This is a genomic window from Rubrivivax gelatinosus IL144, assembly GCF_000284255.1.
GTDB classification, from domain to species: domain Bacteria; phylum Pseudomonadota; class Gammaproteobacteria; order Burkholderiales; family Burkholderiaceae_C; genus Rubrivivax; species Rubrivivax gelatinosus_A.
The window spans coordinates 3,194,608-3,221,222 of sequence record NC_017075.1 but is presented as its reverse complement, the minus strand read 5'-3'; the positions used below and the strand labels follow the sequence as shown (position 1 = coordinate 3,221,222).

The following is a 26,615-nucleotide window of genomic DNA, read 5'->3' as shown; positions in this document are numbered from 1 at the left end:
CGCCATGATCCCGTCCGCCAAGATCCTCTGGGGCGAAGGCCTGTTCCTGCGCCCGCAGCACTTCCAGCGCCAGGACGCTTACCACGAGGCGCGGCTGGCGCAGGCCATGCGCTGGCTGCGGCCGCACGCCTGGGGGTTGGCCGCGCTGGAGCTCGACGAGGACGCGCTGGCGACCGGCCTGTTGCGCGTGCTGGCGCTGCAGGCGGTGATGCCCGACGGCGAGATCGTCTGCGCGCCGCGCGACGACGAGCTGCCCGAGCCGGTGCCGCTCGAAGCGTCGCCGGCCGCGGCCATGACCTGGGAGCTGGTGCTCGAACCGATGCGTGCCGATGCCGCCAACTACGCCGCCGGCGAAGACCGCCGGCTCGCGGCGCGTTACGCCGCGCACACCACCGAGGCGCGCGACTGGTTCACCGGCGCGCCCGAGGCCGATCTGGTCGTGCTGCGGCGGCGTCCGCGTTTGCAGCCGGCCAGTGGCACGGTTGCGGGCCTGCCGCTCCTGCGCTTGTGCCGCAGCCCGGCCGGCTGGGCCCTGGACCGCGACTTCGTGCCGCCCGCGCTGGTGCTCGCCGGCGCTCCGGCGCTGCTGGCGCTGCAGCGGCGCATGAACGAACGCCTGCGCGCCCGGCTGGCCACGCTGCAGGGCCTGCGCCTGGGCACGGCGGGCCTGGGCGCCGACGGTCGCACTGCCGATGCCTCGGCCCTGGCCCTGGCGCAGGCCGCCGGCAGTGCCTGCGCCCGCCTCGCTCGCCTGGGGCCTGACAGCGCGCCCGAGCGGCTCTTCGGTGCGCTGCTCGAGCTGGCCGGCGCGCTGACCGCCTTCGCCGCCGAGCCGTCGCAGGAACTGCCGGCCTATCTGCATGCCGATGCCGGCCCGGGTTTCGCGATGCTGGAGGCGCTGCTGCGCGAGCGGCTGGAGGCCGTGGCCTCGGCGCGCTGGGTGGACATCGTTTTCGACGAGACGCGGCCCTCGCTGCGCGTGGCACGCCTGGACGCTGCCGTGCCCGGGCCGGGCGGTGCGCTGTACCTCTCGGCGCGGGCCGAGATGCCGCTGGCCGCGCTGATCGAGGCCGTGCCGGCGCGGCTGAAGCTGGGCGCGCCCGACGACCTCGATCGCCTGGTGCACTCGGCCGTGGCCGGCGTGCGTCTGGTGCATGCGGCGCAGTGGCCGGCGGCGCTGCCGCTGGCGCCGGGCGCCTGCTGCTTCCTCGTCGAGCCACAGGGGCCCTGGTACGAGCGCCTGCTCCAGGCGCGTGCGCTCGCGGTGCACGTGCCCGACGGGCTGCCGGGCCTGCGCCTGGGCCTGCACGCCTTGCTGGGCTGAGCGATGGACGCCGCCGTCGCCCCCCCGAACGACTCCACCGCCCGGGCCGACCTGCTCGGCCTGCTGCACGAAGGTTTCTATGCCCTGATGCTGGTGCGCGCCGGGGCACGGCCCGACGACGTGCGTGCCTTCCGCCGGGCGCTGCGCGACTGGCTGGGCGGTGTCGAGGCCGAAGCCCGCCGCCGGGGCCTGGACGCCGACGACGCCCGCCTGGCCTGCTTCGCCTTCGCCGCGCTGTGCGACGAGCTGGCGCTCGGTGCGCCGGGGCTGCTGCGCGAGGCCTGGCTCCAGCAGCCGCTGCAGCACGAGCTGTTCGACGAGCCGCTGGCCGGCGAACGTTTCTTCGAGCACCTGGACCGGCTGCGCGAGCAGGGCCCGCGGCGGCTCGCGGTGCTGGAGGTCTTCCGCCTGTGCCTGCTGCTGGGCTACCAGGGCCGCTACGCCTTCCAGGCGCCCGAGTCGCGTGCCTGGCTGGTGCAGCGCCTGGACGACGAGATCACGCGCTGGCGCGGCGGCCGGGCCCCGTTCGCGCCGCGTGCCCAGCCGCCGGACCATCTGGTGCACCGTCTGCGCCGCCAGGTGCCGGCCTGGGCCGTCGTCGCGGTCTGCGCCGGCGTCGTGCTGCTGGCCTGGGCGGCCCTGCGCCTGCAACTCGACCGCTGGACCGAGCAGGAACTGGCGCGCCTGCCGCCTGCCGTGCAGCCGCTGGCCGAGCCGGCGCGGCTCAGCATCCGCTGGCCATGAGCCCGGGCGAGGGCCTCGTCGGCGGCTGGTCGCTGCAGGGGCGTCTGCTGCGGGTGCAGACGCCGCCGGGGCAGGTGCCGCTGCTGGCCCGACGGCTGGAGGCCGACGAGGCCGTGGGCCGCGGCTTCGAGCTGCAGCTGGAGGTGCTGGCCGAACCCGGCGCCGACGTCGACGCGCTGCTCGGCGAGGAACTCGGCGTGCACCTGCAGCGCGCCGACGGTTCCGAGCGTGCCTGGTACGGCCTGGTCGTCGAGAGCCGCTGGGCCGGCGCGGCGGCCGGCGGCGAGCGCTGGACGCTGAGACTGGGCCCCTGGAGCACGCTGCTGGAGCAGCGCGTCGGCTGTGCGCTGCACGAGGACGCCAGCGTCGCCGCGATCCTCGAGCAGGTGTTCGCCGGCCTGCCGCAAGCGCATTGGGTGCTGGCGCTGACGCGCGAGCTGCCGCGGCGGCCGCTGTGCACCCAGTACGCCGAGACCGACTGGGCCTTCTGCATCCGGCTGATGGCCGAGGAAGGCCTGGCCTGGCACTTCGAGGCGCTGCAAGGCGAGGCCGCCGAGGCTGCCGCGGCCTCGGGCCGCTGGCGCCACCGCCTCGTCGTCGCCGACGAGGGCACGGCTCGCGCCGAACTCGGCCCGCTGCGCTTTGCTGCCGATCCGCCCACCGCCACTGCCGGCGCGCGGCACGACAGCGTCGATCGCCTGGCCGAACACCACGGCGGCGGCCCTGCCCGTGTGCTGCTCGGAAGCTGGTGCAGCCGCAGCGGTGGGTCGCTGGCCGCTGCCAGCGAGTCCGATCTTGGCGCCGGGCCGCGGCCCGAGCACCACGAACGGCGTGGCGTCGACCGCTTCGCCGACCGCAGCGCCGCCGGCGTGCAGGCCGAGCGCCTGCTGCGGGCCTTCGAGCTCGGGCGCCAACGCGTGCGCGGCGAAGGCAACGCCCGCGATCTGGCCGCCGGCACGGTGGTCGTGGTGCAAGGCCTGCCCGGCGACGAGGCCGGCGGCCGACGTTTCACGGTGCTGGCGGTGCACCACGAGGCCGCCAACGCGCTGGAGCCGGACCGGGCGCATGCCCCCGGGGCAGCCGAACCCGCCGCCGGCCGTTATCGCAACCGCTTCGAGGCGGTGCCGGCCGAACGTGCGCTCGTCACGCGTCGGCCGCCGCGGCCGACGGCGCCCGGCTGGCAGACCGCCACCGTGGTCGGCGTCGAACACGGCCTGCCGATGGCCGACGGCGCGCTGCGCGTCAAGCTGCGCTACGCCTGGCAGGGCGATGCCGACCCCGGCGGCGACGGCCTTGCCCAGACCCCGTGGCCCTTGCGCCGCGCCGCCGGGCGCCGCGGCAGCGCCTGGGTGCGGGTGGCGCAGTCGCTGGCTGGCGCCGGCTGGGGCAGCGTCTTCGTGCCGCGTGTCGGTGCCGAGGTGCTGGTCGGTTTCGTCGACGGCGAGCTCGACCGGCCGGTGGTGCTGGGGGCGCTGTTCAACGGCCGCGACCCGCCGCCGTACGCCGGTGCGCCGCTGGCCGGCATCGTCAGCGCCTGCCAGCCGCCGACGCGCGGCTGCGCCGGCGAATGGGTGCTCGACGACACCACGGGCCAGTTGCGCACGCGCCTGGCGAGCCTGCCGATGGCGGCCGAACTGGGCCTGGGCTGGCTGGTCGCGCAGCCGGCCGGCAGTGCCGGCCGCGGCGGCCTGCGCGGCGTGGGTTTCGAGGCGGTCACTGCCGGCACCGCGTCGCTGCGCGCGGGCCAGGGCCTGCTGCTGACGACGCACGCCCGGGCGGCCCACGGGGGCTCCTGCGACGGTGAGCAGATGGACGTGCAGGAGGTGCACCGGCGGCTGGAGAGTGCCCGCGCGACGGTGGCGGCCTTGCGCCCGGCGGGGGAGGGCTGGCCGTCAGCACTCGCCGACGGCCCGGCGCGGGCGGCCCAGGCGCTGCCACCGCCGGCCGGCCCGGCTGCGGCCGCCACACGCGCCGACGGCCTCGACAGCAGCACCAGTGCCACCAGCTCCACCAGCACCGAAGGCCACGCCCCGGAAACCGCCTGGCTGGTGCTCGCCGCCGAGGCGACGCTGGCCGTGGCGAGCGACGGCGAACGGGTGCACACCGCGGCGCGCGACGTGGCGGCCGTCGCCGGCGGGGCCTGGCACGCAGCGGCCGGCCAGGACGCCGCCTTCGTCGCCGGTGGCGCGGTCCGCCTGGCCAGCACCGGCGCCGGTGTTGCGTTCGTCGCCGGCCACGGCGAGGCGGCGCTGCGCGCCCACGCCGGCGGTCTGGCGCTGCACGCCGACGGCCCGTTGCAGGTGTCGGCCCAGGGCGGCGAGTTGCGCCTCGTCGCCCGCCACCGCCTCGTGCTGCGCGCCGCCGGTTCGGAGATCGTGCTCGACGGTGCCGATCTGCGCCTCACGACGCCCGGCGTGCTGACGGTGGCCGCGGCAGCGCACCGCTTCCCGGGGCCGGGGCGCGTGCCGGCGCCGCGCCCGGCGCTGCCACAGGGGCGGCCGGGGGCGCCGCCGAACTGGATCGAGATCGAGCACCACGACGCCGAGGGCCGGCCCTTCGCCGGCCAGCGCTACCGCATCCGCTTCGAGGGCGGCAGCACGATCGAAGGCCGGCTCGACGCGCAAGGCCACGCCCGCCACGAGCAGGTGCCCGAACGCGCCGAAGGCGTCGATTACGAGGCGCGCGAGCCGCTGCCGGCGCCGCCCTGGCCGCCGTTGGCCGAACTCGTCGACGCGCTGCGCGAACGCCTGGGCTGAGCCGCGGCCGCCGCGTCAGCCGGCCCCGGCGCTGGCGCCCTGGTCCAGCAGATGGCTCTGGACGTCGCGCACCTGCGGGCCGGCCGCTTGCACCGCTTCTTCGATCTGGCTCGGCGTCACGCCGAAGTGCTCGGCCCAGCGCTGCAATGCGGCGTCGTCGTGCACGTCGATCGTTTCGTCGGGGGCCGGCGGAGGGATGTCGGGTGTCATGCCGCTCGCGGGCAAAGGCCGTGCCGGATGTGCGGAAATTCCGCGGCCGCCGGGCTTGTGCGCTGGGGATTGTCGGTCTGAAGTGGCAAAATTGCTACTAATGCGACATTCTGCCGGGCGCCGCGTTTCGCCATGAAGCTCAACTTGCCGGTCACCCAGGTAGAACACACCTACGGCGACGACGTGACGCTGGTCTCGACGACCGATGCGCAAGGGCGCATCACGCACTGCAACGCCGCCTTCGCCGAGCTCAGCGGCTACGCCGCCGACGAGCTGCTGGGCCGTGCCCACAACATCGTGCGGCACCCGGACACGCCGCCGGAACTCTTCGCCGAGATGTGGGCCACGATCTCCGCCGGCCGGCCCTGGAGCGGCGTGGTCAAGAACCGCTGCCGCAACGGCGACCACTACTGGGTCGTCGCCAACGTCACGCCGGTCTTCGAAGACGGCCGCATCGTCGCCTACATGTCGGTGCGCCACCGGCCCGCCGCGGCCCAGGTGGCGGCGGCCGAGGCGCTGTACGCCGAACTGGCGCGCTCGCGTGAACACGAGCGCGAGGCCGCGCCGCCGCGGCCGTTGGCGCCCAGGCCGATGCACCAGCGGCTGACGCTGGAGCTGGCGGCCGGGCTGCTGGCCGTCGTCGCGCTCGCCGTGCTGCCCCGCGGGCTGGCGCCGCCGGCGCAGGCCGCGCTCGTGCTGGCGGCCGCGACCGGCGTGCTGCTGTGGTTCCAGCACCGCGTCGCCGCGCGCGTGCGCGGCGTCTCCGAGGCCGCCGCGCGCCTGGCCGGCTGCGATCTCGCGGCGCGCTGCGACGACGAACGCGCCCGCTCGCTGGGCACGCTGCGCCACGCGATCTGGCTCGCCAACCTGAACATGCGCGCCGTCGTGCACGACGTGCGCCACGAGATCCGCAGCATCGCCGGCGCCGCCGACGAGATCGCCGAAGGCAGCCGCCGCCTGGCGGCGCTGGCCGAGCAGCAGTCGGCCGACGTGCAGGTGACTGCGGTGGCGATGGAGCAGATCACGCGCTCGGCCGAGGCCGTGGCCGAGACCGCACGCGAGGTCGACCGCGCCGCCGACGGCGCCCGCCAGACGGCGCGCCGCGGCGGCCAGTCGGTGGCCGAGCTGCTGACGACGGTCAGCGCGATCGAACGCGCGACGCGGGCCGCCGCCGAGACCATCGAGCTGATGGAAGACATCGCCGACCAGACCGAGCTGCTGTCGCGCGAAGCCTCGGCCGCCGCGGCGCGCGCCGGCGAGGAAGGCATCGCCTACGCCGTCGTCGCCTCGCGCATCGGGGCGCTGGCGCACCGCAGCCGCTCGTCGGCGCAGCAGGTGCGGCAGTTGGTCTCGGCCTGCAGCGAACACGTCGCCGAAGGCTCGCGCCGCGCCGGGGCGGCGCAGGCCGACGTCCAGGCCGCGGTCGAGGCCGTGGGCTGCGTCGCCGACCGGCTGCGCGAGATCGCCACCGCCACCGACGAGCAGGCGCGCGGCGTCGCCGAAGCCACGCGGGCGATGGCGCGCATCGACGAGGCGGCTTGCAGCAACGCCGCGCTGGCCGAACAGTCCACCGGCGCCGGACAGGCGCTGCAGGCGCGCGCCGCGACGCTGGCGCGGGCGGTGGCGGTGTTCCGCGTCGGCGGCTGAGGGCCGGTTCAGCGCCGGTACAGCGCCTCGACCTGCTCGCCGTAGCGCGACTGGAGGTTGTTGCGCTTCAACTTGAGCGTCGGCGTGATCATCGTGCTCTCGATGGTCCAGGGCTCGGTCGTCAGGCAGACCGCGCGCGGCTGGGCGTAATGCGGGAAGGCCGCCGTCGCGGCGCGGATGCGCGCCAGCGCCGCCTCGCGTGCCGCCGGCGCCTGCAGCGACGCCGGATCGGCCGGGTCCAGCCCCAGCGAACGTGCCAGCCGCTCCCAGGGCCCGGCGGCCAGCACGACGACGCAGGCGATGAACGGCCGGTTGTCGCCGAAGGCCCAGGCCGACTCGAACAGCGGGTCGGCGACGATCGCCATCTCCAGGTCGGTCGGCGCGATCTTCTCGCCGGTGGCGGTGACGATGATCTCCTTGACGCGGCCGACGATGCGGATGCGCCCGCCGTCCAGGCTGGCCTGGTCGCCGGTGTGCAGCCAGCCGCCTTCGAGTGCCCGCGCCGTGTCCTCGGGGCGGTTCCAGTAGCCGCGCATGACGTTGGCGCCGCGCACCAGCAGCTCGCGGTTGTCGCCGATGCGCACTTCCACGCCGTCCAGCGGCCGGCCGACGGTCGCCGGGTCGTTGTCCTCGGGCGTGTTGCAGCTGATGACCGGCGTGCTCTCGGTCATGCCGTAGCCCTGCACGATCGGCAGGCCCAGGCCGAGGAAGCAGCGCGCGATCGGCGCCGACAGCGCCGCGCCGCCGCTCACCGCCAGCCGCAGCCGGCCGCCGAACTGCGCCTGCAGCGGCGCGCTGACGCGGCTAGCCAGCAGCGGCCAGACCAGCGCGTCCCAGGCCGCCGGCACCGAGCCGGGCACGGGCAGCTTCTGCTCGCGGCAGAAACGCCGCCAGCCGACGGCCTGCGCCATATCGAACAGGCGCTTTTTCAGCGCCGAGCCTTCGAGCATCGTCTGCAGCTTGACGAACACACGCTCGTAGATGCGCGGCACCGAGATCAGCACCGTCGGCCGCACCGTCTTCATGTCCTCCGGCAGGTGCTGCGTCGAGCGCGCGAAAGCCACCGTCGAACCGGCGGCGATCGGCAGGTAGTAGCCGGCGGTGCGCTCGAAGGTGTGCGACAGCGGCAGGAAGGACAGGAAGACGTCGTCCGGCCGCGGTGCGATGCGCGCCAGCACCGCCTTCACGTTGGCCATCACGTTGCGGTGCGTGAGCATCACGCCCTTGGGCTTGCCGGTCGTGCCCGAGGTGTAGACCAGCGCGGCCAGGTCTTCTTCGCCGACCGGCAGCGGCGGCGGGGCCGGCCGGTCCTGGCCGCGCGCCAGCCACTCGGCCAGCGACAGCAGCTCGGGCCCGCCGGCGGCGCCCGGCGCCGCGGCTTCGTCGCGTTCGCGGATCACCACCTGGCGCAGCGTCGCCGGCAGCGCGCCGCAGCCGGCGATCGCCTGCCACTGGGCCTCGGTCTGCGCGACCAGCAGCTCGGCACCGCTGTCGACGAGGATGTAGGCGATCGACAGCGGGTTGTCGAGCGCGTGCATCGGCAGCGGCACGCAGCCGCGCGAGAGCGCCGCCTGGTCCAGCGCCACCGCGTCCAGGCCGTTGGGCAGCAGGATCGCGATGCGCGCGCCGGGTGCCGGCGCCAGCAGGTCCAGCGCCGCCGCGCAGCGTTCGACACGTTCGCCGAAGTCGCGCCAGGTCCAGCTCACCCAGCCGCGTTCGGCCTCGTGTTCACGGTAGGCCTCGGCATCGGGGCTCAGCGCGACGCGCCAGCGCAGCAGCTCGGGCAGGGTGTGGACGGAACTCAGGTCGAGGGAGGTGGTGGCTTGCGTTGACATGCCGCAATGGACGGTCTTTTCGAACGATCGTTCGATTTTGTCAGGCTCCGCGACGAACCGGGGACGGTATCCGCCCGGCCCTGTGGGGTACGCGCCAAACCATTGCCAAGACGAAAGTTTTCGGTGCCCGGTGCGTGACGGGTGGCACGTTCGGCAGGCGTGACGGGACTGTTGCGTTAATGCCGCGCTAATCGCCGGTCGCGAAGATTTGCCGCGTCGACTGCCGCATTCCGTGGTAGCGCCGAACAGGAGTCTGCATGCCGAGCATGCTGCGGGAGCCGGTCATGAGCTTCGTCCAGCGTCCAGGCGCCGAGTCGCGCCTGCGCGTCTATCCGGGCGACGCCGGGGGCCGGCCCGAAGTCGAGGCGCTGGTGCGCCGGGTCTACCGGGAACGTTACGAGGCCGAGCTGCGCGAGTTCGCGCCAGCCATGGTCGGCCTGCACGACGGCGCCGGCGAACTCGTCGCCGCAGCCGGCTACCGCCCGGCGCGCGACGGCGCGCTGTTCCTCGAACGCTACCTCGGTGCGCCGGTCGAACAGCTGCTGGGTGAACCGGTGGCGCGCGAGCGCATCGTCGAAGTCGGCCACCTGGCCGCCGCCCGCGCCGGCGAAGGCCGCCGCCTCATCACCCGCATCGGCCCGCACCTGGCCGAGCAGGGCTACGACTGGGTCGTCTGCACGCTGACCGTCGAACTGCGCCACCTCTTCGTGCGCCTGGGCATTGCGCCGGTGACGCTGGGCGTCGCCGACCCGGCGGTGCTGGGCGCCGACGCCGTGCGCTGGGGCACGTACTACGACCACCGGCCGCTGGTGCTGGCCGGCCGGCTGGACGCCGCGATCGCACGTTTCCGCCGCCGCGGAGGCACGGTTTGACGCCGGCGCTGATCGACGGCACCCGCGCCTGGAGCGCCGCCGAACTCGCCGCCGCCACCGAGGCCGCCGCCGGCTGGCTGCGTGCGCAGGGCACACGCGTGCTCGCCACGCTGCTGGACAACGGCGCCGGCTTCGTCGTGCTCGACGACGCTGCGCGCGCCGCCGGCGTGGTGCACGTGCCGCTGCCGCTGTTCTTCGACGCCACGATGCTGGGCCACGTGCTGGCCTCGGCCGGCGTCGACACGCTGGTCGCCGCCGTGCCGCTGGCCGCGCGCTGGCCCGGGCTGCCGTGGCAGCCGCTGGCGAGCGTTGCCGGCGCCCTGAGCGCCGCGCGCCTGCCGGCGCTGCGGCCGACACTGCCGGCCTGCACCGCCAAGATCACCTACACCTCGGGCAGCACCGGCACGCCCAAGGGCGTGTGCCTGACGGCCGCGGCGATGGACGCCGTGGCCGACGGCCTGGTGCAGGCGCTGGCGCCGCTGGCGATCGAACGCCACCTCGCCGCGCTGCCTTACGCGGTGCTGCTGGAGAACGTCGCCGGGCTGTTGGCGCCGCGCCGCCAGGGCAGCACCGTCGTCTGCCCGCCGCTGGCCGAGGTCGGCCTGACGGGTTCGTCGAGCTTCGACCCGGCGCGGCTGCATGCCGCGGTGGAACGCCACGAGGCGCAGAGCCTGATCCTGCTGCCGCAGATGCTGCGCGCCTGGTGCGGCTGGCTCGCCGCCAGCGGCCGGCGCGCGCCGGCCTCGCTGCGCTTCGTCGCCGTCGGCGGTGCCGCGGTCGGCGCGCCGGTGCTGCAGGCGGCGCAGGCGCTGGGCCTGCCGGCCTACGAAGGCTACGGCCTCTCGGAAGGCGCTTCGGTGCAGACGCTGAACCTGCCCGGCGCCGACTGCCCCGGCAGCGCCGGCCGGCCGCTGCCGCACGCCCGCGTGCGCGTCGCCGCCGACGGCGAGCTGGAGGTCGCCGGCAGCCTGTTCGCCGGCTACGTTGGCGACGCCGCCGGCCGCTCCGGCGACTGGTGGCCCACCGGCGACCTGGGCCGCATCGACGAGGCCGGCTTCGTGCACGTCGTCGGCCGCAAGAAGAACCTGCTGATCACCGGCTACGGCCGCAACGTCTCGCCCGAATGGCCCGAGACCGCACTGCGCTGCCAGCCGGCCATCGCCCAGGCCGTGGTGCTGGGCGACGGCGAGCCGGCGCTGTCGGCCGTGCTCTGGCCGGCCTCGCCGGCGGTCGGCGACCTCGAACTCGCCGCCGCGGTGGTGGCCGCCAACAGCACGCTGCCCGACTACGCGCGCGTCGCGCGCTGGACCCGTGCCGCCGACGCCTTCGACGCCGCCTCGGGCCTGGCCACCGCCAACGGCCGCCCGCGCCGCGACGCCATCCACGCCCGCCATGCCGAAGCCCTGGGGCTCGGCGCGGCCTCCGATCTCGCCAACCGCTGACACCATGGGATTCCACGCCACCCTGCTCGAACAGACCACCGAGGCCCGCAACGGCCTGCTCGCCACGCCGATCATCCAGGGCGCGCTGCGCGGCGAGGTCTCGTGGCCCAGCTACCTGGCCTTTCTGCGCGAAGCCTTCCACCACGTGCGCCACACGGTGCCGCTGCTGAAGGCGCTGCGCGACCAGTTGCCGCCGCACCAGGCCTGGCTCGAGCCCGCGCTCGCCGAGTACATCGAGGAGGAAGCCGGCCACGACGAGTGGATCCTCGACGACATCGCCCATGCCGGCGGCGACGCCGAGGCCGTGCGCCACGGCGCACCCGGCGTCGCCACCGAGGTGATGGTGGCCTATGCCTACGACACGATCGCGCGGCGCAATGCGCTGGGCTTCTTCGGCATGGTGCTGGTGCTGGAAGGCACCAGCGTGTCGCTGGCGCTGCACGCCGCCGACGCCATCCAGAACGCGCTGGCGCTGCCCGACTCGGCCTTCAGCTACCTGCGCTCGCACGGCACGCTGGACCAGGAGCACGTGCAGCACTTCGAGTTGCTGATGGACCAGATCCACGACCCCGCCGACCAAGCCGCCATCGTGCACGCCGCACGCGTGTTCTACCGCCTGTACGGCGACGTTTTCCGCAGCCTGCCGCTGCCGCTGCCGCAGAAGGAGAGCGCATGAAGATCGAGCAGACCCGTGTCGTGCTGACCGGCGCGGCCGGCGGCATCGGCCGCGCGATGGTGCAGGCGCTGGCCGAACACGGCGCCGCGGTGCTGGGTGTCGGCCGCGGCGCCAACGGCCCGGGCGCCGCCTGGCAGCGTGCCGACCTGGCGACGCCCGAGGGCCGCCAGGCCGTCGTGCAGGCCGCAGCCGACTGGAACGCCAACGTCGTCGTGCACGCCGCCGGCCTGCCGGCCTTCGGCGCGCTGGCCCAGGTGCCGGCGGCGCAGGTGGCGCAGGTGCTGCAGACCAACCTGCTGGCTCCGATGCTGCTGACGCAGGCGCTGCTGCCGCAGCTGCAGCGCCAGCCGCGTGCGCAGATCGTCTTCGTCGGCTCGGTGCTGGGGCGCATCGGCCTGCCGGGCTTCTCGGTCTACGGCGCCAGCAAGGCCGGGCTGCACGGTTTTGCCGAGGCGCTGCGCCGCGAGCTGGGCGACGGCCCGGTGCGCGTGCAGACGCTGGCCCCGCGCAGCACGCGTACCGGCTTCAACGACGCCGCGGCGCAGGCCTACAACGTGTCCACCGGCACCGCCAGCGACACGCCCGAGATCGTCGCCCAGGCGCTGCTGCAGCTGATCGTGAGCGAGGCGCCCGAGCGCACGCTGGGCGGCGGCGAGCGCGTGTTCGCCCGCCTGAACGGCCTGCTCGGCGCGTGGATGGATTCCGGCTTCAGCAAACATCGCCGCAGCCTGCCCGCGGCCCCGACGCAAGGACAGACCCGATGAACATGCACCGCACCCTGGGCACTCTCGTCGCCGCCGTCGCCCTGGTGGCCGCTCTGCCGCCGGCCCAGGCCGCCCCGGTGGACGACGCCGTCGCCGCTCTGCAGCACGACTGGGAAGTGATCCGCTACCAGACCCCGGCTGCCGAGCGCGAGAAGCGTTTCGAGACGCTGGCGGCCAACGCGCACAAGGCGAGCGAGAGCTTCCCCGGCCGCGCCGAGCCGCTGGTCTGGGAAGGCATCATCGTCAGCTCGCTGGCCGGCGAGAAGGGCGGGCTGGGCGCGCTGGGCCTGGTCAAGCAGGCCCGGGCGCTGTACGAGCGCGCGATCCAGATCGACGCCAACACGCTCGAGGGCTCGGCCTACAACAGCCTCGGCGTGCTGTACTACAAGGTGCCGGGCTGGCCGCTGGGCTTCGGCGACAGGGCCAAGGCCGGCGAGCTGCTGCAGAAGGCGCTGGCGCTGAACCCGCAGGGCATCGACGCCAACTACTTCTACGGCGAGTACCTGGTCGAGACCGACCACAAGGCCGACGCCGTCACCTATCTGCAGCGCGCCATCGACGCCCCGCCGCGCCCGGGCCGCCAGATCGCCGATGCCGGGCGGCGCGAAGAGGCGCGGCAGTTGCTGGCGAAGATCAAGCGCTGAGCGCCTGCCGGCGTCGGCCGGTGGGCCCGAGAGCCGATGTCACGGGGCGGGGATGAGTTCCCAGCCTTCGTGCCGCCAGCGCAGCAGCTGCGGCGACAAGGGGTTGGGCGCACGCGCCATCGTCTCGCCCACCAGCACCTGCAGCGCGGCCAGCGCCGCTGGCGAGTCGTCGGCCGAGTACAGCAGCCGGTCGGTGGTCGGCACCGCGACGACCAGCACGCCGCCCTGGGCCGCGGCCAGGCCGGCCCAGTCGTCGTGCAGCAGCAGCCGACTGGGCTGGTAATAGTCCGGGCTCATCGTGCCCAGCCGCCCGGGCGGCAGCGGCGGTGCCTCGACGGCCAGCGGCGGGAGCCGGTCGCGCAGGTTCTTCAGGCCCCGCGCGAAGGCCTCGTCGTCGGCCAGCCCGAGTTCGTCGCGCTGCTGGCTGCCGAGCAGCTTCACCGAGCGTTCGCCGTCGAGCACCGGCACGGCCAGCAGGCCGCCGAAGAACGGGCGGGCGTCGAGCGAGTTCGCCGCGTTGCCGCGGGCGAGCGTCGCCCGGGCGGCGGCCACGTAGGCCGCGGGACGCAGCACGATGCGCAGTGCGTCGGCCTTGGGCTTGTCGTCGCGCTCGCGCAGCGACACGGCCATGTCCTGGAGAAAGGCGTTCAGGTGATCGGCACAGTTCGCGCGGTCGCGCCGGCAGAAGTCGTGGATGCGGTCGAGGTTGATCCGCGAGTCGCCCACGCGCAGCGTCAGCGGGCCTTGCACGGTGACCGTGCCGGACGATAGCGAGCGCTGCAGCGTCTCGGCCGCCTGGCGCGTGAACGCGGCCTCGTCTTCCGGCGGGACCGGCTGCGCGAGGGCGCTGGTGGCGAGCCCCAGCAGGGCGAGTCGGGTGAGCAGTTTGCGGAACATGGCAGGTGGGGGTTGGAAGTCGGGCGAGCAGAGGTCGCCCCGGATCGGCCACCGTCCCGGCTTGGGCCGGTGCGGTGCCGTCGATGTGCCGGCCGGCCGCGGCGATCTCGTGGCTGCGGCCGGCCGGGCTCGGCTGCCTAATCGAACAACACCTGGACCGTCATCACGGCATCGCCCTCGACGGAAACCTGGCACAGGCGTCCGACTTCCATGCCCAGGTTGGACGTGGCCATGAGATCGGCGGCGGCCTTCGCCTGTTCGGCGGTGTAGCCGGGAACGATTTGCTGAATTTCCGCGGCCGTTGCGCGAGGCGATACGTTCTGGGGCGGGCAGCGCAGCGCGACCGTTTTGCCTTTGTGACTGGCCTGGATTCCGGTCGTCGTCTGGTCGTCGATGCCTTGAATGACGACGCTGCCGCCAATCTTCAGGAGGTACTTGTCATGAGAGAAACTTCCCTGGAGGACGCAGAGTTCGACCGTGTTCGCGTCTTCGCCGAGCCGGATCGCTGCCGACTTGCATGCGAGCTTATTGGGGGCGGGGTGGAGGACGGGGATCTCTTCGCTGCTTGCCAGCCCGGGAACAATCATCAGGACAGGAACGGCCATCAGGCGGAAAACCAGTCTTGCAGACCGAGTAATCAATTTCTTCTCTCCCAAACAAAAACAATCGCCAAAACGGATGCCAAAACCACGGGGCTGCCACTTCATGCGCAGAATATGGCTTCCCAGCGCGCAACAGGCTATCGACGGTTTGCGCTCGCTGCAAGATCAGGCGGCCTGTCTTTTCGATCGTTGGCGCGATGAAATATTGCCGCTTCCATCCGCCTCGATTCAACGGTCGTCGGCGTGGCGAGCGGCCGGCGAGCCAGGCGGGGCAGCGTCAGGCGCGGGGCGCCCGGCCCCAGCCGGGCGAGGGCTGATGCTTCGGCGCCCGCACGGCCGCCATCGGCTACCCTCGTGCCTCAGCCCCAGGAGCCGTGCATGAGCCGCCATCACACGAACCTGATCCGCTCGCTGTTCCACGATCCGCCGCCGCACAACCTGCACTGGCGCGACGTCGAGTCGCTGCTCAAGCACGTCGGGGCGACGCTGGAGCCGTTGTCCGGCGCACGCACGCGCGTCACGCTGGGCCGGGTGGAGGACGTGCTGCACCGGCCGCACGGCGGCGACGAGCTCGACCGGCAGTCGGTGCTGCACGTGCGCGCCTTCCTGGGCCGCGCCGGGGTGACGCCGGCGGCCTACGAGGCCGGGGACGCGGCGGGCTGAAGCGCCGCCCCGGCCTCAGGACCGCAGCTTCTCTTCCTCGGCCGGCACCGATTGCTCCTGCGCCGGCTTGGTCGCCCTCGGCGGCGCGGCTTCAAGCGCCGCCGCGACGATGCCGACCCGCGAACCTGCGCTTCGCCCTCCGGACGATCGAGGCGGCCCGCTCGCCTTGCTCAGGCCAGCGATTTTCGCACGAGCACGCTGCCGTGCTCGCCCTGGCGGTGCACGCTGAAGCCGGCGGCCAGGAACATCGACATCGGCCCGTAGTGGTTCTCGGCGTCGCCGGCGATGTCCGGCTTGGGCGCGGCCTCGGCCAGCGCCATGCCCTGGTGGCGCAGCGCTGCGCAGGCGGCGTCCAGCAGCGCGGTGGCGACGCCCGTGCGGCGATGCGCCGGGGCGACGACGAAGCAGGTGATCTGGCCCAGGCGCTCGGCGTCGGGGTCGGGCTCGTCGGCGAAGGCGTCGAGCAGCGTGCGCGGGGCGGCGTTGCACCAGCCGACGACCTGGCCGCCGCGGTAGGCGAGCAGGCCGCGCATCGTGCCGGCGCCGATGCGTGTGCAGGCGGCGGCGCGGTTCTCCTCGCCGGTGCGCGAGGGCCAGTGAACGCGCCGGTGGTCGACGTAGAGGAACTGGCAGTAGCAGCTGCGCCAGCGCGGGTTGTCGGCGAAAGCCGGGCCCTCGAAGAAGGCGAGAAAGTCGGCCAGGCGCTCGGGGCCCAGCGGGTGGATCTCGATCGGCGGCGACATCGGCCCACTGTAGCGGGCGTTGCCGGCGCGCCGCTTCAGGGAATGTGCTCGGCCTCGGGCGGCGGCTGCACCCAGCCGTGCTTGCGCTCTTCGTAGACCGAAACGGTGGGAGCCGGGAAGCCGGGATCGGCAAACGCGCCGACGGGGATCGCGATGAACTCCGGCATGTCGTCGACGACGTACCAGACCGTCGCGCCGCAGGCCGGGCAGAAGTGGAAACGCACCGGTCCACCGTCGTCGCCGACGCGCACGAACTCGGTCGAAGCGCCGGCGAGCACGACGTCCTCACGCCGGAAACGCGCCTGCTGCCCGAACACGCTGCCGGTGCGGCGCTGGCAGGCCAGGCAGTGGCAGATCGAGATGCGCAGCGGCTCGCCGCTCACCGTGGCGGTGAGGCGGCCGCAGGAGCAGGAGGCGAGGCGGGTGGGCATGGCGGCAGTCTCGAGGTTGCGGCAGTCTGCCTGATGACCGGGCCGCCCGGCTTGGCGCGGGCCATCCTGCCCTGGCCTCCCGGCCGCCGTCACCTGTGACGTCAGGCGGCGGGGCGCTGCAACGACGGGCGGCGCAGCAGAAACACGATGGCGCCGACGGGCAGCGCGATCGTGAAGATCCACGGCGCGTAAGGCCCGCTCGTCGCGAAACCCGAACCCAGCAGCAGGACGCTCAGCGGTATGACGCCCCAGTCGCCGGTGCTCCAGTTGAACTGGAACTGCACGAAGCCGACGGCCACGAACAGCAGCCACAGCCACTTGCGCCTGAGGAACTTCGTGCGCGCGCAGAGCACCAGCGCGTACAGCACGAACAGCGGGACCGCCACCGCCAGAGCCAGCACCAGATAGTGCAGCGGCCCCTTGCCGTCGAGCTTGAAGCGGTTCTCCTCTTCCAGCGACTGGGTGCGCGGCACGAAGGTGATGCCCTTGAGCACCAGCCGGTCGTCGTGCCGTTCGAGCGTCACCGCCGCGAGCAGGTGGGTGTTCGGGTACTCGTACTCGAGCGTGATGGTGTAGGTCGTGACGGCACCGGCCTTCAGCGTGTTGGCGCCGACGGTCTTCACCGAGGTCGGCGGGCCGGGCGGGAGCATCCGGCTCATCGTCTGCAGGCGCTGATCGAGATCCGGTGTCTTCAGTTCGGGGGCCATCGCCTCCGTCAGGGCCGCGTAGTCGCGCGCCGCGATCTGTGCCACGTAGAGCTGCGCCTTGCGAGCCTCTTCCTTGGGCATGAGGCGTTCGAAGACGGCGTCTCGGTCGCAGCCGGAGAGCAGGGCGGCGAGCAGCGCGAGGAGGGCGAACAGGCGTGCGTGCATGGGGCGGGCCGGTCTGGAGGTTGGGGCGGCACGGCTAGGCCATTTGCAGGGTGCGGCGGAGCTGACCCCGGATGCGGGCGAATACGGCGAGACGGGATGGTGGCCAGTTCGCTGCAAGGCGGTTTTGCGCTGACCGGCTGTTCTTGGCGGCGACTGCCCCGCAGTCGGGTGGTCGCCTCGAACAAGGCGGCGCGCTCGGCCGACTGCGTTGGCATTCAAGGCGATGTGCAAACAAGGGGCCTGTGCGGCGTCTTGCGACACGCCGTCAGAAGTACCAGTCTTCTCCAGGAAGCGCGTGTTGCAACTGCCCCCACGCCTTGTCGTACCACGCGGCGAGCGGCTTCCAAGAATCTGGTTCCGACCCCCACCAGGACAGTTCCAGATCCGGTGTGCGTACGCCCTGGGTGGTTCCGTCCAACCCGAGAGCACGCGGTGCGAAAGGGCAGATCGCGACCTGTTCCAGTTCGGCGATCAGGGTACTCGCTGTGGGTCTTTCGATTTCTCCCTCTGCATACACGAATTGGTCGGTGTCGGGGCTGTCGTTGTACCGACGGATGCACCGTCGCACGATCATTCTTTTACCGTCCGATACGAGCGCGAGAGAGGTTCTCGACTGAAATGACGCATCGCGGTCGATCTGGAAAATCAGGCTGGCGTGCTGCCATTTTTCCTCGACCAACGCATGCTCGAGCCTTGTGTTATGGCTTTCGTGGTACATAATCTTCTGCCGTGCGAATGGCTAAATGGAAATCGCGCTCTCGTGCCGATAATTCATGCTCCTGGGCGTTGATGAACGCCTAGGCCAACGTCGCGACAGCGCGCGAGAATTTGTACGGCGGCTCGGTGCACTCGAACTCAGTGAGCACCACGCCGATTGCGCGCGCTACCTGAGGCGGCTCGCCGGGGGCGACCTGTTGATGTGCCGGGAAATAGTTGGCCGTGACCCAGAGGTGCATTTCATGGTCTGAGATGTCTCCGGTTTTCCACGACTCAAGGATGGCGCATACCTCGTCTCGCGTCAGAGCTTCTGTCCTTGCCATATCTCCGTTCCATGCAGTGAAAACGGGCACGAGCCCGTATCGCCTGCCGCCGCGGGAGGCCGTCCGGACTCAGCCCTCCGCGCCCACCCGCCCGCCGCGCCCCACCCGCGCCACCACGCCCGTGCCATCCGCCCGCGCCCCGTAGCTCAGCTGCAACCCATGCAGCACCGCGATGCGCTGCACGATGGACACACCCAGCCCGCTCCCCGTCTCGGCTTGGCCTTCGGGGCGGCGGAAACGTTCGCCCAGGCGCTGCAGCAGTTCGGGCGCCAGCGGCGGGCCGTCGTTCTCGACACGCAGTGCGTCGGGCTCGAAGACGACCGTCACGCTGCCGCCCTCGGGCGCGTAGCGCGTGGCGTTGTCGACCAGGTTGCGCAGCAGGATCTCCAGCAGCGCCGGGTCGCCGTCCAGCGGCAGCGGCCGGGCCGGCGGCTCGGGCCAGTCGCAGCCCAGTTCGATGCGGCGGCGCTCGGCCAGCGGCAAGGTGTCGCTCATCACCTGGCCGACGATCGGCGTCCAGTCGACCAGGCGGTGGCGGGGCAGGCCTTCGGCGGCCTCGACGCGCGACAGCGCCAGCATCTGCGACACCAGCCGGTCCATGCGCGCGATGCCGGCTTCCAGCCGGCCTTCGGCGTGCGCACGTTCGGCCGGGTCGGCGGTGTTGCGCGCCACGTCCCACTGCGCGCGCAGCAGCGCCAGCGGCGTGCGCAGCTCGTGCGCGGCGTCGGCGGTGAAACGCCGCTCGCGCTGGCGCGTGGCCTCGATGCGTTCGAACAGCGCGTTCATCGCGCCGACGATGGGCAGCAGCTCGGCCGGCGTTTCGCCCAGCGGCAGCGGGCGCAGGCTCTCGGCGTCGCGGCCCTCCAGCTCGCCGGCGATGCGGCGCACCGGCTCCAGCGCGCGCCGCGAGGCCCAGGCCAGCGCCAGCATCAGCGCCGGCAGCATCAGCAGCCAGGGCACGAGCTGGCCCGACAGCAGGCCCCAGATCAGCTCGTCGCGCTCCTCGTGGCGCTGGGCGGCGGCCACGCACCAGCGGCCGTCGGCGGCCTGCTGGTAGTACACGCGCCAGGAGATGCCGTCGAGCGTCATGTCGACGAAGCCGCTGGCGTCGCGCCGCCAGGGCAGGCGCGCGCCCTCCGGGTCGTACAGCAAGGGCTTGCCGTCGGCGTCCCAGGCGGCCAGCGCCATGTCCTCCATCTTGGCGGCGCCGGTGCCGCCCAGGGCCGGCGGCTTCAGCTCGATCTCGGTCAGCTCGCCCTTGGCGGCGATGCCCGACAGCGCGCCGTGCACGCTGCCGGCCATGCGGATCAGCTCGCCGTCGAACATCTCGTCGACCTCGGTCTGCGCGCTGTCGGTGGCCACGCCGACGGTGATGGCCCACAGCAGCGGCGCGGCCACCAGCAGCGCCAGCAGCAGGCGGCGCTGCAGGCTTTGCGGCCGGCGGCCGCCGGAGCTCAAGCCTCGCTCTCCTCGGCCGAACCCAGCGCGTAGCCGACGCCGCGCACGGTGCGCACGATGCCGGGGTCGATCTTGCGGCGCAGGTGGTGGATGTGCACCTCCAGCGCGTTGCTCTCGGGCTCGGCGCCGCCCCAGTCGTAGAGCTTCTCCTGCAGCTGCACCTTGCTCAGCACGCGCTGCGGGTTCATCAGCAGCACTTCCAGCAGCGCCAGCTCGCGGCCGCGCAGCTCCACCGGCTGGCCGCGCCAGTGCACCTGCTTGCTGGCCGGGTCGTAGCGCAGCGCGCCGTGGGTCCACACCGACTGCGAGCGCCCGGCGCTGCGCCGCGCCATCGCACGCAGCCGCGCGGCCAGCTCGGCGATGGCGATCGGCTTGACGAGGTAGTCGTCGGCGCCGCTGTCCAGGCCTTCGATGCGCTGCTCGATGCCGTCGCGTGCGGTGAGGATCAGCACCGGGCTGGCGACGCCACGTTCGCGCCAGCGCTGCAGCCAGGTCACGCCGTCGGTGCCGGGTAGGCCCAGGTCGAGCACGATGGCGTCGTAGGGCGCGTCGCGCAGCGCGGCGTCGGCGAGCTTGCCTTCGGGGAACAGGTCGACGGCGTGGCCGGCCTGGCGCAGGCCGGCGCGCAGCGCGTCGCCGAGGTCGGGGTCGTCTTCGACGATGAGCAGTCGCATGGCGGCGGCCATTATCGGCCGCACCACGCCCGCGTTCAGCGCAGCCCGAGCACGCGTTCCACCTCTCGCCAGTCGACGATCTTGAAGTTCTGCGCGCCGTCGGGCAGGCGCTTGTGGCCGTCCTGCACGACCAGCGCGCCGCGCGGCAGCGCCGGGCCCAGCGGCGTGCTGGTCGTCTCCAGGCCGTCGGTCTCGGAGGCGCCGTCGATGCCGGCCGCGGCGTTCAGGCCGATGCGGAATGCGCCCTTCACGCGCCACGGCGGCGCGGCCTCGGCGACGACGTAGCTGTCGTTGCCCTGGCTGCTGACGACCAGCCAGCTGCGCCCGGCCTCGCGGTCGTGGTAGAGCGCCAGGCCTTCGACGTCGGCGCGCAGCAGGCCGCCGACCTTCAACACCAGTTGCGGTCGGGGCTCGGCCGCGCCCAGGTCCAGCACCCAGACGCCGCGGTCCTCCTCGCCGATGAAGAGCCGGCCGCTGTCGTCGTCGGCGACGCAGCCCTCGGGTTGGGTCGCCAGCCGAAAGCGCTGCACGACGCGGCCGGCGAAGACCGGGCGGCCGTCGGCGCCCGGCGCCGCTTCGACGCGGATGCGCTCGACGCGCCCGTCCTTGTCGTTGACCAGCGCCTCCAGCCCGCCGGCCGGCGCCGCGTACAGACAGGTGCCGTAGACCTCGTCCAGCCCGGTGGCGATGCGGCCGGCATCCGCCAGCGTGCCGTCGGCGGCGATGGTGAACACCGCCAGCGCCTTCTCGTCGCGCTGCGTGGCCAGCGCCAGGTCCAGCCTCAGCGTGCCGAAACGCAGGCCCTGGCGCACGTCGACGTTGTTCAGCCGGCCGGCTTCGAGCACCTGGCGCTGGCGGCCGTCCAGGCCGTAGACGAACAGGCCCTGCTTCTTGTTCGTGCCCAGCACCAGCGACCGTGCCGGGTCGGCCGGGTGCACCCAGATCGCCGGGTCGTCGGCCGCGTCGCCGAAACGCGGCACCGGGTCGGTCTGGGCGATGGCGCGCACCACCGGCAGCACGGCGCGCGGTGCCGGCGCGGCCCAGGGCAGGGCGCGTGTGGCCCAGCGGCCGGCGGCCTCGTCGTGCCAGGCCAGCAGCAGGCCGCTGGTGTCGGCCTTGGCGGCCAGCGCCTCGACGGCTTTTCCGCCCGTCGGCCGGGCCTTGCCGTCGGCGCGCCAGCGCCCGTCGGCCTCGCGCCAGAGCTGCAGCCGGCCGCGGCCGTCGACGGTGGCCAGGCCGCCGGGCACGACGGCCATGGCCTGCACGCCGCCGCGCAGCGGCCCCAGCGGCCCGGCCAGCGCCACGGCACGCCGGCGCGGCGCGCCTTCGGCCTCGGCGCGGTAGGCCCAGACGCCGGCGTCCTCTTCCTGCGCGTACAGCCAGCCTGCGGCGTCGTCGACGCGGCAGGCCTGGGTCTGCGGCGGCAGCGCCAGCCGGCGCACCAGGCGCGCGCCCTGGGCGCCCAGCAGCCACTGCTCGGCCTGGCCGTCGTCGCCGACGACGAACAGGTGGTCCAGCCCCTGGCCGTCGCGGAACAGGCAGCTCGCCTCCACCGGGAAGGCCGGCGACTCGACCGCCGGCTGCGCGGCCAGCGTCATCGCCCGGGTGTCGACGGTGACGGCCAGCGTGCGCTGGGTGTCGGCGTCCAGCACGACGGCCAGCGCGCCGTGCGTCGCGGCGCGCGTGTCGAGCTGCTTGCCGCGCAGCGCCAGGCGGGCTCGTTCACGGCCGTCGGCGTCCAGCAGGCGCAGCGCCTTCTTGTCCAGCGCCAGCCAGGCGCCGTCGGGCAGGGCGGCGATCTCGCGCGCGCCGGCCACGGCCGCCGGCGGTGCCGCGGGTGCGGCCTGGACGGCCGCGGTGGCGGCCAGTGCCAGCGCGCCGGCCAGCGTCTTCAGCGTCCTCGCTCGCGTCATTGCATCGCCCACTTCAGGTTGACTCGAACGGTGCGGCCGTAGGTCTCGTACTGCGCGTTGCGGTCGGTGCGGCCGGTCGTCACCTCGTAGGGCTGGTCGCTGAGGTTCAGCGCCTCCAGGCCCAGCGAGAGCTGCTTGGTCAGCGAGTATCGGGCCGACAGATCCCACTGCGTCTGGGCCTTCACGTAGAGGTCCTGGCCGGCGTCGGCGGCGTTGCCCACCTCCAGCAAGTAGCGCGACTTGTAGTTGGCCGCCAGGCGCAGGCTCCAGTCGGCGGCCTCGTAGCCGACGACGAAGTTGAAGACACGCTTGGACTGGCTGGGCAGCGGGATGTCGCGTGCCACGGTCGTGCCGCCGTCGGCGCCGGCGATCTTGGCGCTGGACGTCGAGAACGTGGCGTTGGCGCCGACGACCAGCCCGTTCCACGGCGCCGGCAGCTCGCGCAGCGCCTTCGAGTAGGCGAGCTCGATGCCGCTCACGCGCGCCGTGTCGCCGTTGGCCCAGGTCACGGCCTCGTCGAAGTCGGCCCAGGCGCCGGTGCCGGCGACGTCGGTCTGGTACGAGAAGTCGCGGATGCGCTTGTGGAAGACGTAGGCCGACGCGACGCCGGCATAACCCAGGCTGCGCTCGATGCCCAGGTCGAGGTTGGCCGAGCGCAGCGGCTTGAGCTGCGGGTTGCCGAAGCTGGCTTCGTCGCCGTCGATGACGTAGCCCGGCGCGATCTGGCCGAAGGCCGGGCGCACGACCGAGTTGCTCCAGGCGGCGCGCAGCGTGGTGCGCGCGTCCAGATCGTGGCGCAGGTGCAGGCCGGGCAGCCAGTGGTGGTCGTCGCGGCGCGCGCGGATGGGCTCGAACACGCCGTCGGTGACGCCGGTGCCGGCGGCGTCCAAACGCGTGCGTTCGTGGCGCAGGCCGGCGATCAGGTGCGTGGCGCCGAGGTCGATAGTGCTCTGCAGGTAGGCGGCGTCGACACGTTCGTCGATGCGGTAGTCGTTGACGGTCGACTCCTCGTCGTCGACGAAGTCGCCCAGGTTCACCGAACGCCCCAGCGCGTTCAGCGGGCCGGCGGCGATACGCGGCCCGAACGTGCCCCAGGGGTAGTCGACGCTGCCCGAGGCGTAGGCCGCCAGGCCGGTGTCGGCGCTGCCGAAGTCGTCGACCACCCAGGTGGTCTGCGCGCTGGTCTTCTTGCGCCGGCTGGTCTTGGCGCCGAACTTCAGCTCGCCGTCGACGCCGGCCAGCTCGAACGGGCGCGACAGGTCCAGGCGCAGGTTGTGCTCGCGGTCCTGCACCAGCGACTTCTCGAACTCGATCTTGTCCAGGGCGTAGAGCGAGGCGTCGTCGATGGCCGCCGGCGCCACCAGCCGCGGCCGGGAGCGGCTGCTGTAGCCGACGCCGTCGAAGGCCTCGTCGGCTTCGAACTTGGCCTTGGCGATGTGCAGCGGCGTGTCTTCCTGCGAGCGGCTGCTGCCGGCCTCGGCCTTGAGCTTCCAGTCGCCCAGCGCCTGCGTCGTGCCGAGCACCAGTGAGCGGATGGTCTGCGTCTCCTTGCGGTCCTTCAGCTCGCGCGTGGACTCGGCTTCGCCCAGCGTGCCGGGCGTCTGCGCGTCGTCGAACTCGATGACGTGCGCCTGGCGCTGCTCGTCGTCGCTGAAGCGGCTGTGCAGGTAGCGCGCGTGGTACTCGGTGCCCGCCTCGGGGCGGTACTCGGCGTTCAGCGCCAGGCCGCTGCGCTCGCGCGTAATGCGGTAGTCGCGGCGCTGGAACTCCTCCAGCGCGTCGCCGTCCCAGGCGCCGCCGGTCTCGACGTTGTCCGAGCCGAACTTGCGCACCTCGTGGCTGAAGCCGGCGGCCAGGCCGAACTTGCCGTCGAGGAAACGATCGCTCCACAGCAGCGAGCCGTTGGGGCTGGAGCGTTCGGTGTTGGTCTCGTAGGACGCACCCAGCTCGGCGGCGACGAAACGCCCCGGCCGGTCGAAGGCCGAGACGGTCTGCACGTCGACCGTGCCGCCGATCGAGTTGGCGTCCTGCTCGGGCAGCAGCGTCTTGCTGACGGTGAGCGAGCGCACCAGCGCCGAGGGCAGCACGTCGAGCATCACCGCGCGGCGGTCGCGTTCGGGCGAAGGCAGCAGGCTGCCGTCGAAGGTGACGCTGTTGAGGTCCGGCCCCAGGCCGCGGATGCGCACGTAGCGGCCTTCGCCCTGGTCGCGCTCGATCGACACGCCGGGCAGGCGCTGCAGGGCCTCGGCGGTGTTCTTGTCGGGCAGGCGGCCGATACCGTCGTCGCGCACGACGCTGACGACGTTGTCGGCCGCGGCCTGGTCCTTCAGCGCGCGGTCGGTGGCCAGCGACTGGCCGGTGATGACGATGGTCTCGACCGGCGTCGTCTGGGCGAAGGCCGGGAAGGCGGCGGCCGCGGCGAGCGCGATCAGCGTGTGCGGCGTGCGCGGCCGCTTCGGGAACTGGGGCACGGAAGACTCCTGTGGGCCGCGGCGCTCTGTCGGCGCCGGTGGCGGGGTGGCGTTCGGCGGCGCACGGTAGGCAGCGCACGTGTCGGTCCGGTGACGGCGGAGCTGCCGTGACGGCCGTGGCGCGTCGCGCCGGCGCCTGCTGAGCCGGTGTGCCCCGCCGCTGTGCCTCGCGCCCGGCCGTGCCCCGCCGGCGCGCGGGGCGCCCGGTGAGCCGATCGGACCCCCGGCCCGTTTCAGCGATGCGGCGCGACGAACAGCCCGGTGATCAGCGGCCAGGAGACGTTGTCGAAACGTTTGCCGTTGAGCACGAGGTCGACGGCCTCGAACATCGGGTTCTGGCCGGTGCCGGCGCCGAACTCGGGTGCGTCCTGCACGTGCAGGTGGATGTGCGGGAAGTCGGTGTTGCCGGAGTTGCCGCAGCGCCCCAGTACTTGCCCGGCGCGCACGCGCTCGCCTTCACGCACGGCGACGCTGCCGGCCTGCAGGTGGGCGACGAAGACCCAGCGGCCGCCGCCCAGGTCCAGGCCGACGAGGTTGCCGCCCGGGTGGCCGGCATCCTTGCGGCCCAGCGGCTGGTCGGGCTGGTCGGCGACGACGACGTGCACGCGGCCGTCGGCCGGTGCGAGCACCGGCGTGCCCCAGCAGAAGAAGTCTTCGTTGCGCGCCGCGCCGGCCGGCGCGATCAGGTTGCCCTGCGGGCCGCCGAGCCGGCAGAAGTCGACGCCGAACCACTGCGCACGCACCGCCATGTGGTGGTTGACGTTCAGCGTGTCGCCGCCCTGGCAGACGAAGCCGCTGCCGTCGAAGGGCAGGCGCAGGGTCTGGGCCGGCGCCAGCGCCGGGCTGCAGATCAGCATCGACAGCAGGATGGGGCGGATCATCGACGAGCTCCGGGTCCGAGGCGGTGGACGATTCTGGGGCCCGCCGCTCCGCCGGCGGCCAAGCGGGCTCCGTCGACGGCGGGATCGAACGGCGCCGAGCTTGTCGCAGCGCTGTCACGCACCGCCGCTACCTTGCCTCCGATGTCGACCTCGCCCCGTTCTTTCCAGCCGCTGTTGCCGCTGGCGGCCACGCTGCTGCTGGCGCTGTTCGCCGCGTTCGCGCCTGCCAAGCCGGTGACCAGCTGGCAGTGGCTGGACATCGCCGCCGAAGGCGGCACCGCGCTGATGGCCGGCGTCTGGGCCTGGCTGGTGCTGGGCAGCCGCCCCGGCGGACGCGTGACGCTGTGGCTGGCCGGCGGGCTGGCGGCGATCATGTTCGGCGCCACCGCCGACTGCCTGGACGAGCTCTTCGTCGTGTCGGCGGCGACGCTGCCGCTGCGCTGGATCGAGTCGGTGTTCTCGCCGCTGGGCATGCTGGCGCTGACCTGGGGCCTGCTGCTGTGGCGCCAGGAGCAGGCCGCGCTCAGCGAGCAGTTGCAGCGCCGCGAGCGTGTCTTCCGCGACCACCGCGCCTACGACCGCGTGACCCAGCTCGCCGACGCCGACTACCTGCGCCGCCAGATCGAGCTGGAGCGCGCCGCGCACCCCGGCCGGCCCTGCGCCGTGGGGGTGCTGGAGCTGGCCAACTGGGCCGAGATCGAACGCACGCACGGCCGCGCCGAGGCCGACCGCGTGCTGCAGGCCGTGGCCTACCAGCTGCTGCTGAACCTGCCGCCGCGCGAGCTGCTGTGCCGCTACGCCGGCGCGCGCTTCGTGCTGCTGATGCCGCAGGCCGACCTGGGCACGGCGCGTCGGCGCGCCCAGCACCTGGTCGGCATGGTCGAGGCGATGCGATTCAGCCCGCGCGACGCCGAGCACCCGCTGGCGCTGGCGATGCGCAGCGCCGTCGCGCTGGGCGACGACGACGCCCAGGCGCTGCTGACGCGCCTGAACCGCGAGCTAGAGGCGCTGGACCTGGCCGGCGCCCGCACGGCGCGGGCCGCGTCCTGAGAGCCA

General features: G+C 73.4%; 24 protein-coding genes. 11 read left to right on the top strand and 13 right to left on the bottom strand.

Annotated features, from left to right (window positions below):
* The first annotated feature begins 4 nt into the window (after nucleotides 1-4).
* From tssK to tssI, 3 genes are read left to right on the top strand one after another with little or no spacing between them, the layout of a single operon-like run.
* Nucleotides 5-1,324, top strand: a complete 1,320-nt coding sequence (gene tssK, locus RGE_RS14745; protein ID WP_014429231.1) for a type VI secretion system baseplate subunit TssK — start codon at nucleotides 5-7, stop codon at nucleotides 1,322-1,324.
* 3 nt (nucleotides 1,325-1,327) lie between these two features.
* A complete protein-coding gene (locus tag RGE_RS14740) occupies nucleotides 1,328-2,068 on the top strand; it encodes a DotU family type IV/VI secretion system protein (protein WP_014429230.1) in 741 nt (246 codons plus the stop codon).
* Nucleotides 2,065-4,824, top strand: a complete 2,760-nt coding sequence (gene tssI, locus RGE_RS14735) for a type VI secretion system tip protein TssI/VgrG (RefSeq protein ID WP_014429229.1) — start codon at nucleotides 2,065-2,067, stop codon at nucleotides 4,822-4,824. Before RGE_RS14740 ends, tssI begins: the two co-directional genes overlap by 4 nt.
* 15 nt (nucleotides 4,825-4,839) lie before the next feature.
* On the opposite strand, the gene RGE_RS14730 is transcribed toward tssI, so the two are convergent.
* Entirely contained in the window at nucleotides 4,840-5,034 is a 195-nt protein-coding gene (locus RGE_RS14730) for a DUF3606 domain-containing protein (protein WP_014429228.1), read from the bottom strand.
* Nucleotides 5,035-5,166: 132 nt separating this feature from the next.
* On the opposite strand from RGE_RS14730, the gene RGE_RS14725 reads away from it, so the two are divergent.
* The gene (locus tag RGE_RS14725; RefSeq protein ID WP_014429227.1) at nucleotides 5,167-6,681 is read left to right on the top strand and encodes a methyl-accepting chemotaxis protein; all 1,515 of its coding nucleotides are present in this window, start codon (nucleotides 5,167-5,169) and stop codon (nucleotides 6,679-6,681) included.
* 8 nt (nucleotides 6,682-6,689) lie between these two features.
* On the opposite strand, the gene RGE_RS14720 is transcribed toward RGE_RS14725, so the two are convergent.
* Entirely contained in the window at nucleotides 6,690-8,516 is a 1,827-nt protein-coding gene (locus tag RGE_RS14720; protein ID WP_014429226.1) for an AMP-dependent synthetase/ligase, read from the bottom strand.
* Between the two features lie 257 nt (nucleotides 8,517-8,773).
* Here RGE_RS14720 and RGE_RS14715 point away from each other — a divergent pair, with 257 nt between their 5' ends.
* Genes RGE_RS14715 through RGE_RS14695 form a run of 5 tightly spaced genes read left to right on the top strand, consistent with a single transcriptional unit; the run spans nucleotide 8,774 to nucleotide 12,914 of the window.
* Complete coding sequence (locus RGE_RS14715) at nucleotides 8,774-9,388, top strand: thermostable hemolysin (RefSeq protein WP_014429225.1); 615 nt, start codon at nucleotides 8,774-8,776, stop codon at nucleotides 9,386-9,388.
* Nucleotides 9,385-10,830, top strand: a complete 1,446-nt coding sequence (locus RGE_RS14710) for an AMP-binding protein (RefSeq protein WP_014429224.1) — start codon at nucleotides 9,385-9,387, stop codon at nucleotides 10,828-10,830. The genes RGE_RS14715 and RGE_RS14710 overlap by 4 nt, the downstream gene beginning before the upstream one ends.
* A 4-nt stretch (nucleotides 10,831-10,834) precedes the next feature.
* Entirely contained in the window at nucleotides 10,835-11,506 is a 672-nt protein-coding gene (locus tag RGE_RS14705; RefSeq protein ID WP_014429223.1) for a TenA family transcriptional regulator, read from the top strand.
* Nucleotides 11,503-12,270 (top strand): SDR family oxidoreductase, encoded by a 768-nt coding sequence (locus tag RGE_RS14700; RefSeq protein WP_014429222.1) that lies wholly within the window; start codon nucleotides 11,503-11,505, stop codon nucleotides 12,268-12,270. The genes RGE_RS14705 and RGE_RS14700 overlap by 4 nt, the downstream gene beginning before the upstream one ends.
* The gene (locus RGE_RS14695; protein WP_014429221.1) at nucleotides 12,267-12,914 is read left to right on the top strand and encodes a tetratricopeptide repeat protein; all 648 of its coding nucleotides are present in this window, start codon (nucleotides 12,267-12,269) and stop codon (nucleotides 12,912-12,914) included. The genes RGE_RS14700 and RGE_RS14695 overlap by 4 nt, the downstream gene beginning before the upstream one ends.
* A gap of 39 nt (nucleotides 12,915-12,953) precedes the next feature.
* Here RGE_RS14695 and RGE_RS14690 read toward each other — a convergent pair whose 3' ends face one another.
* On the bottom strand, nucleotides 12,954-13,811 hold the full coding sequence (locus tag RGE_RS14690) for a hypothetical protein (protein ID WP_014429220.1): 858 nt from the start codon (nucleotides 13,809-13,811) through the stop codon (nucleotides 12,954-12,956).
* Nucleotides 13,812-13,948: 137 nt separating this feature from the next.
* Nucleotides 13,949-14,518: a hypothetical protein gene (locus RGE_RS14685; protein ID WP_014429219.1), complete on the bottom strand. Its 570-nt coding sequence runs from the start codon at nucleotides 14,516-14,518 to the stop codon at nucleotides 13,949-13,951.
* A 273-nt stretch (nucleotides 14,519-14,791) separates the two neighbouring features.
* Here RGE_RS14685 and RGE_RS14680 point away from each other — a divergent pair, with 273 nt between their 5' ends.
* Nucleotides 14,792-15,076, top strand: coding sequence for a type II toxin-antitoxin system HicA family toxin (locus RGE_RS14680; RefSeq protein ID WP_014429218.1), 285 nt, complete (start codon nucleotides 14,792-14,794; stop codon nucleotides 15,074-15,076).
* Between the two features lie 170 nt (nucleotides 15,077-15,246).
* On the opposite strand, the gene RGE_RS23305 is transcribed toward RGE_RS14680, so the two are convergent.
* From RGE_RS23305 to RGE_RS14640, 9 genes are all read right to left on the bottom strand, one after another.
* Entirely contained in the window at nucleotides 15,247-15,819 is a 573-nt protein-coding gene (locus tag RGE_RS23305; protein WP_014429217.1) for a GNAT family N-acetyltransferase, read from the bottom strand.
* 35 nt (nucleotides 15,820-15,854) lie between these two features.
* Nucleotides 15,855-16,250: a GFA family protein gene (locus tag RGE_RS14670; protein ID WP_014429216.1), complete on the bottom strand. Its 396-nt coding sequence runs from the start codon at nucleotides 16,248-16,250 to the stop codon at nucleotides 15,855-15,857.
* Between the two features lie 101 nt (nucleotides 16,251-16,351).
* On the bottom strand, nucleotides 16,352-17,122 hold the full coding sequence (locus RGE_RS24630) for a hypothetical protein (RefSeq protein WP_014429215.1): 771 nt from the start codon (nucleotides 17,120-17,122) through the stop codon (nucleotides 16,352-16,354).
* Between the two features lie 265 nt (nucleotides 17,123-17,387).
* Complete coding sequence (locus RGE_RS24125) at nucleotides 17,388-17,840, bottom strand: hypothetical protein (RefSeq protein ID WP_148280199.1); 453 nt, start codon at nucleotides 17,838-17,840, stop codon at nucleotides 17,388-17,390.
* Between the two features lie 391 nt (nucleotides 17,841-18,231).
* A complete protein-coding gene (locus tag RGE_RS14660; RefSeq protein WP_014429214.1) occupies nucleotides 18,232-19,620 on the bottom strand; it encodes an ATP-binding protein in 1,389 nt (462 codons plus the stop codon).
* Nucleotides 19,617-20,294, bottom strand: a complete 678-nt coding sequence (locus RGE_RS14655) for a response regulator (protein WP_014429213.1) — start codon at nucleotides 20,292-20,294, stop codon at nucleotides 19,617-19,619. Before RGE_RS14655 ends, RGE_RS14660 begins: the two co-directional genes overlap by 4 nt.
* 35 nt (nucleotides 20,295-20,329) lie before the next feature.
* Nucleotides 20,330-22,207 (bottom strand): phytase, encoded by a 1,878-nt coding sequence (locus tag RGE_RS14650; RefSeq protein WP_014429212.1) that lies wholly within the window; start codon nucleotides 22,205-22,207, stop codon nucleotides 20,330-20,332.
* Complete coding sequence (locus RGE_RS14645; protein WP_014429211.1) at nucleotides 22,204-24,678, bottom strand: TonB-dependent receptor; 2,475 nt, start codon at nucleotides 24,676-24,678, stop codon at nucleotides 22,204-22,206. The genes RGE_RS14650 and RGE_RS14645 overlap by 4 nt, the downstream gene beginning before the upstream one ends.
* A 233-nt stretch (nucleotides 24,679-24,911) precedes the next feature.
* Nucleotides 24,912-25,559, bottom strand: a complete 648-nt coding sequence (locus tag RGE_RS14640; RefSeq protein WP_014429210.1) for a M23 family metallopeptidase — start codon at nucleotides 25,557-25,559, stop codon at nucleotides 24,912-24,914.
* A gap of 141 nt (nucleotides 25,560-25,700) precedes the next feature.
* On the opposite strand from RGE_RS14640, the gene RGE_RS14635 reads away from it, so the two are divergent.
* Entirely contained in the window at nucleotides 25,701-26,609 is a 909-nt protein-coding gene (locus RGE_RS14635) for a GGDEF domain-containing protein (RefSeq protein WP_014429209.1), read from the top strand.
* Nucleotides 26,610-26,615 lie beyond the last annotated feature (6 nt).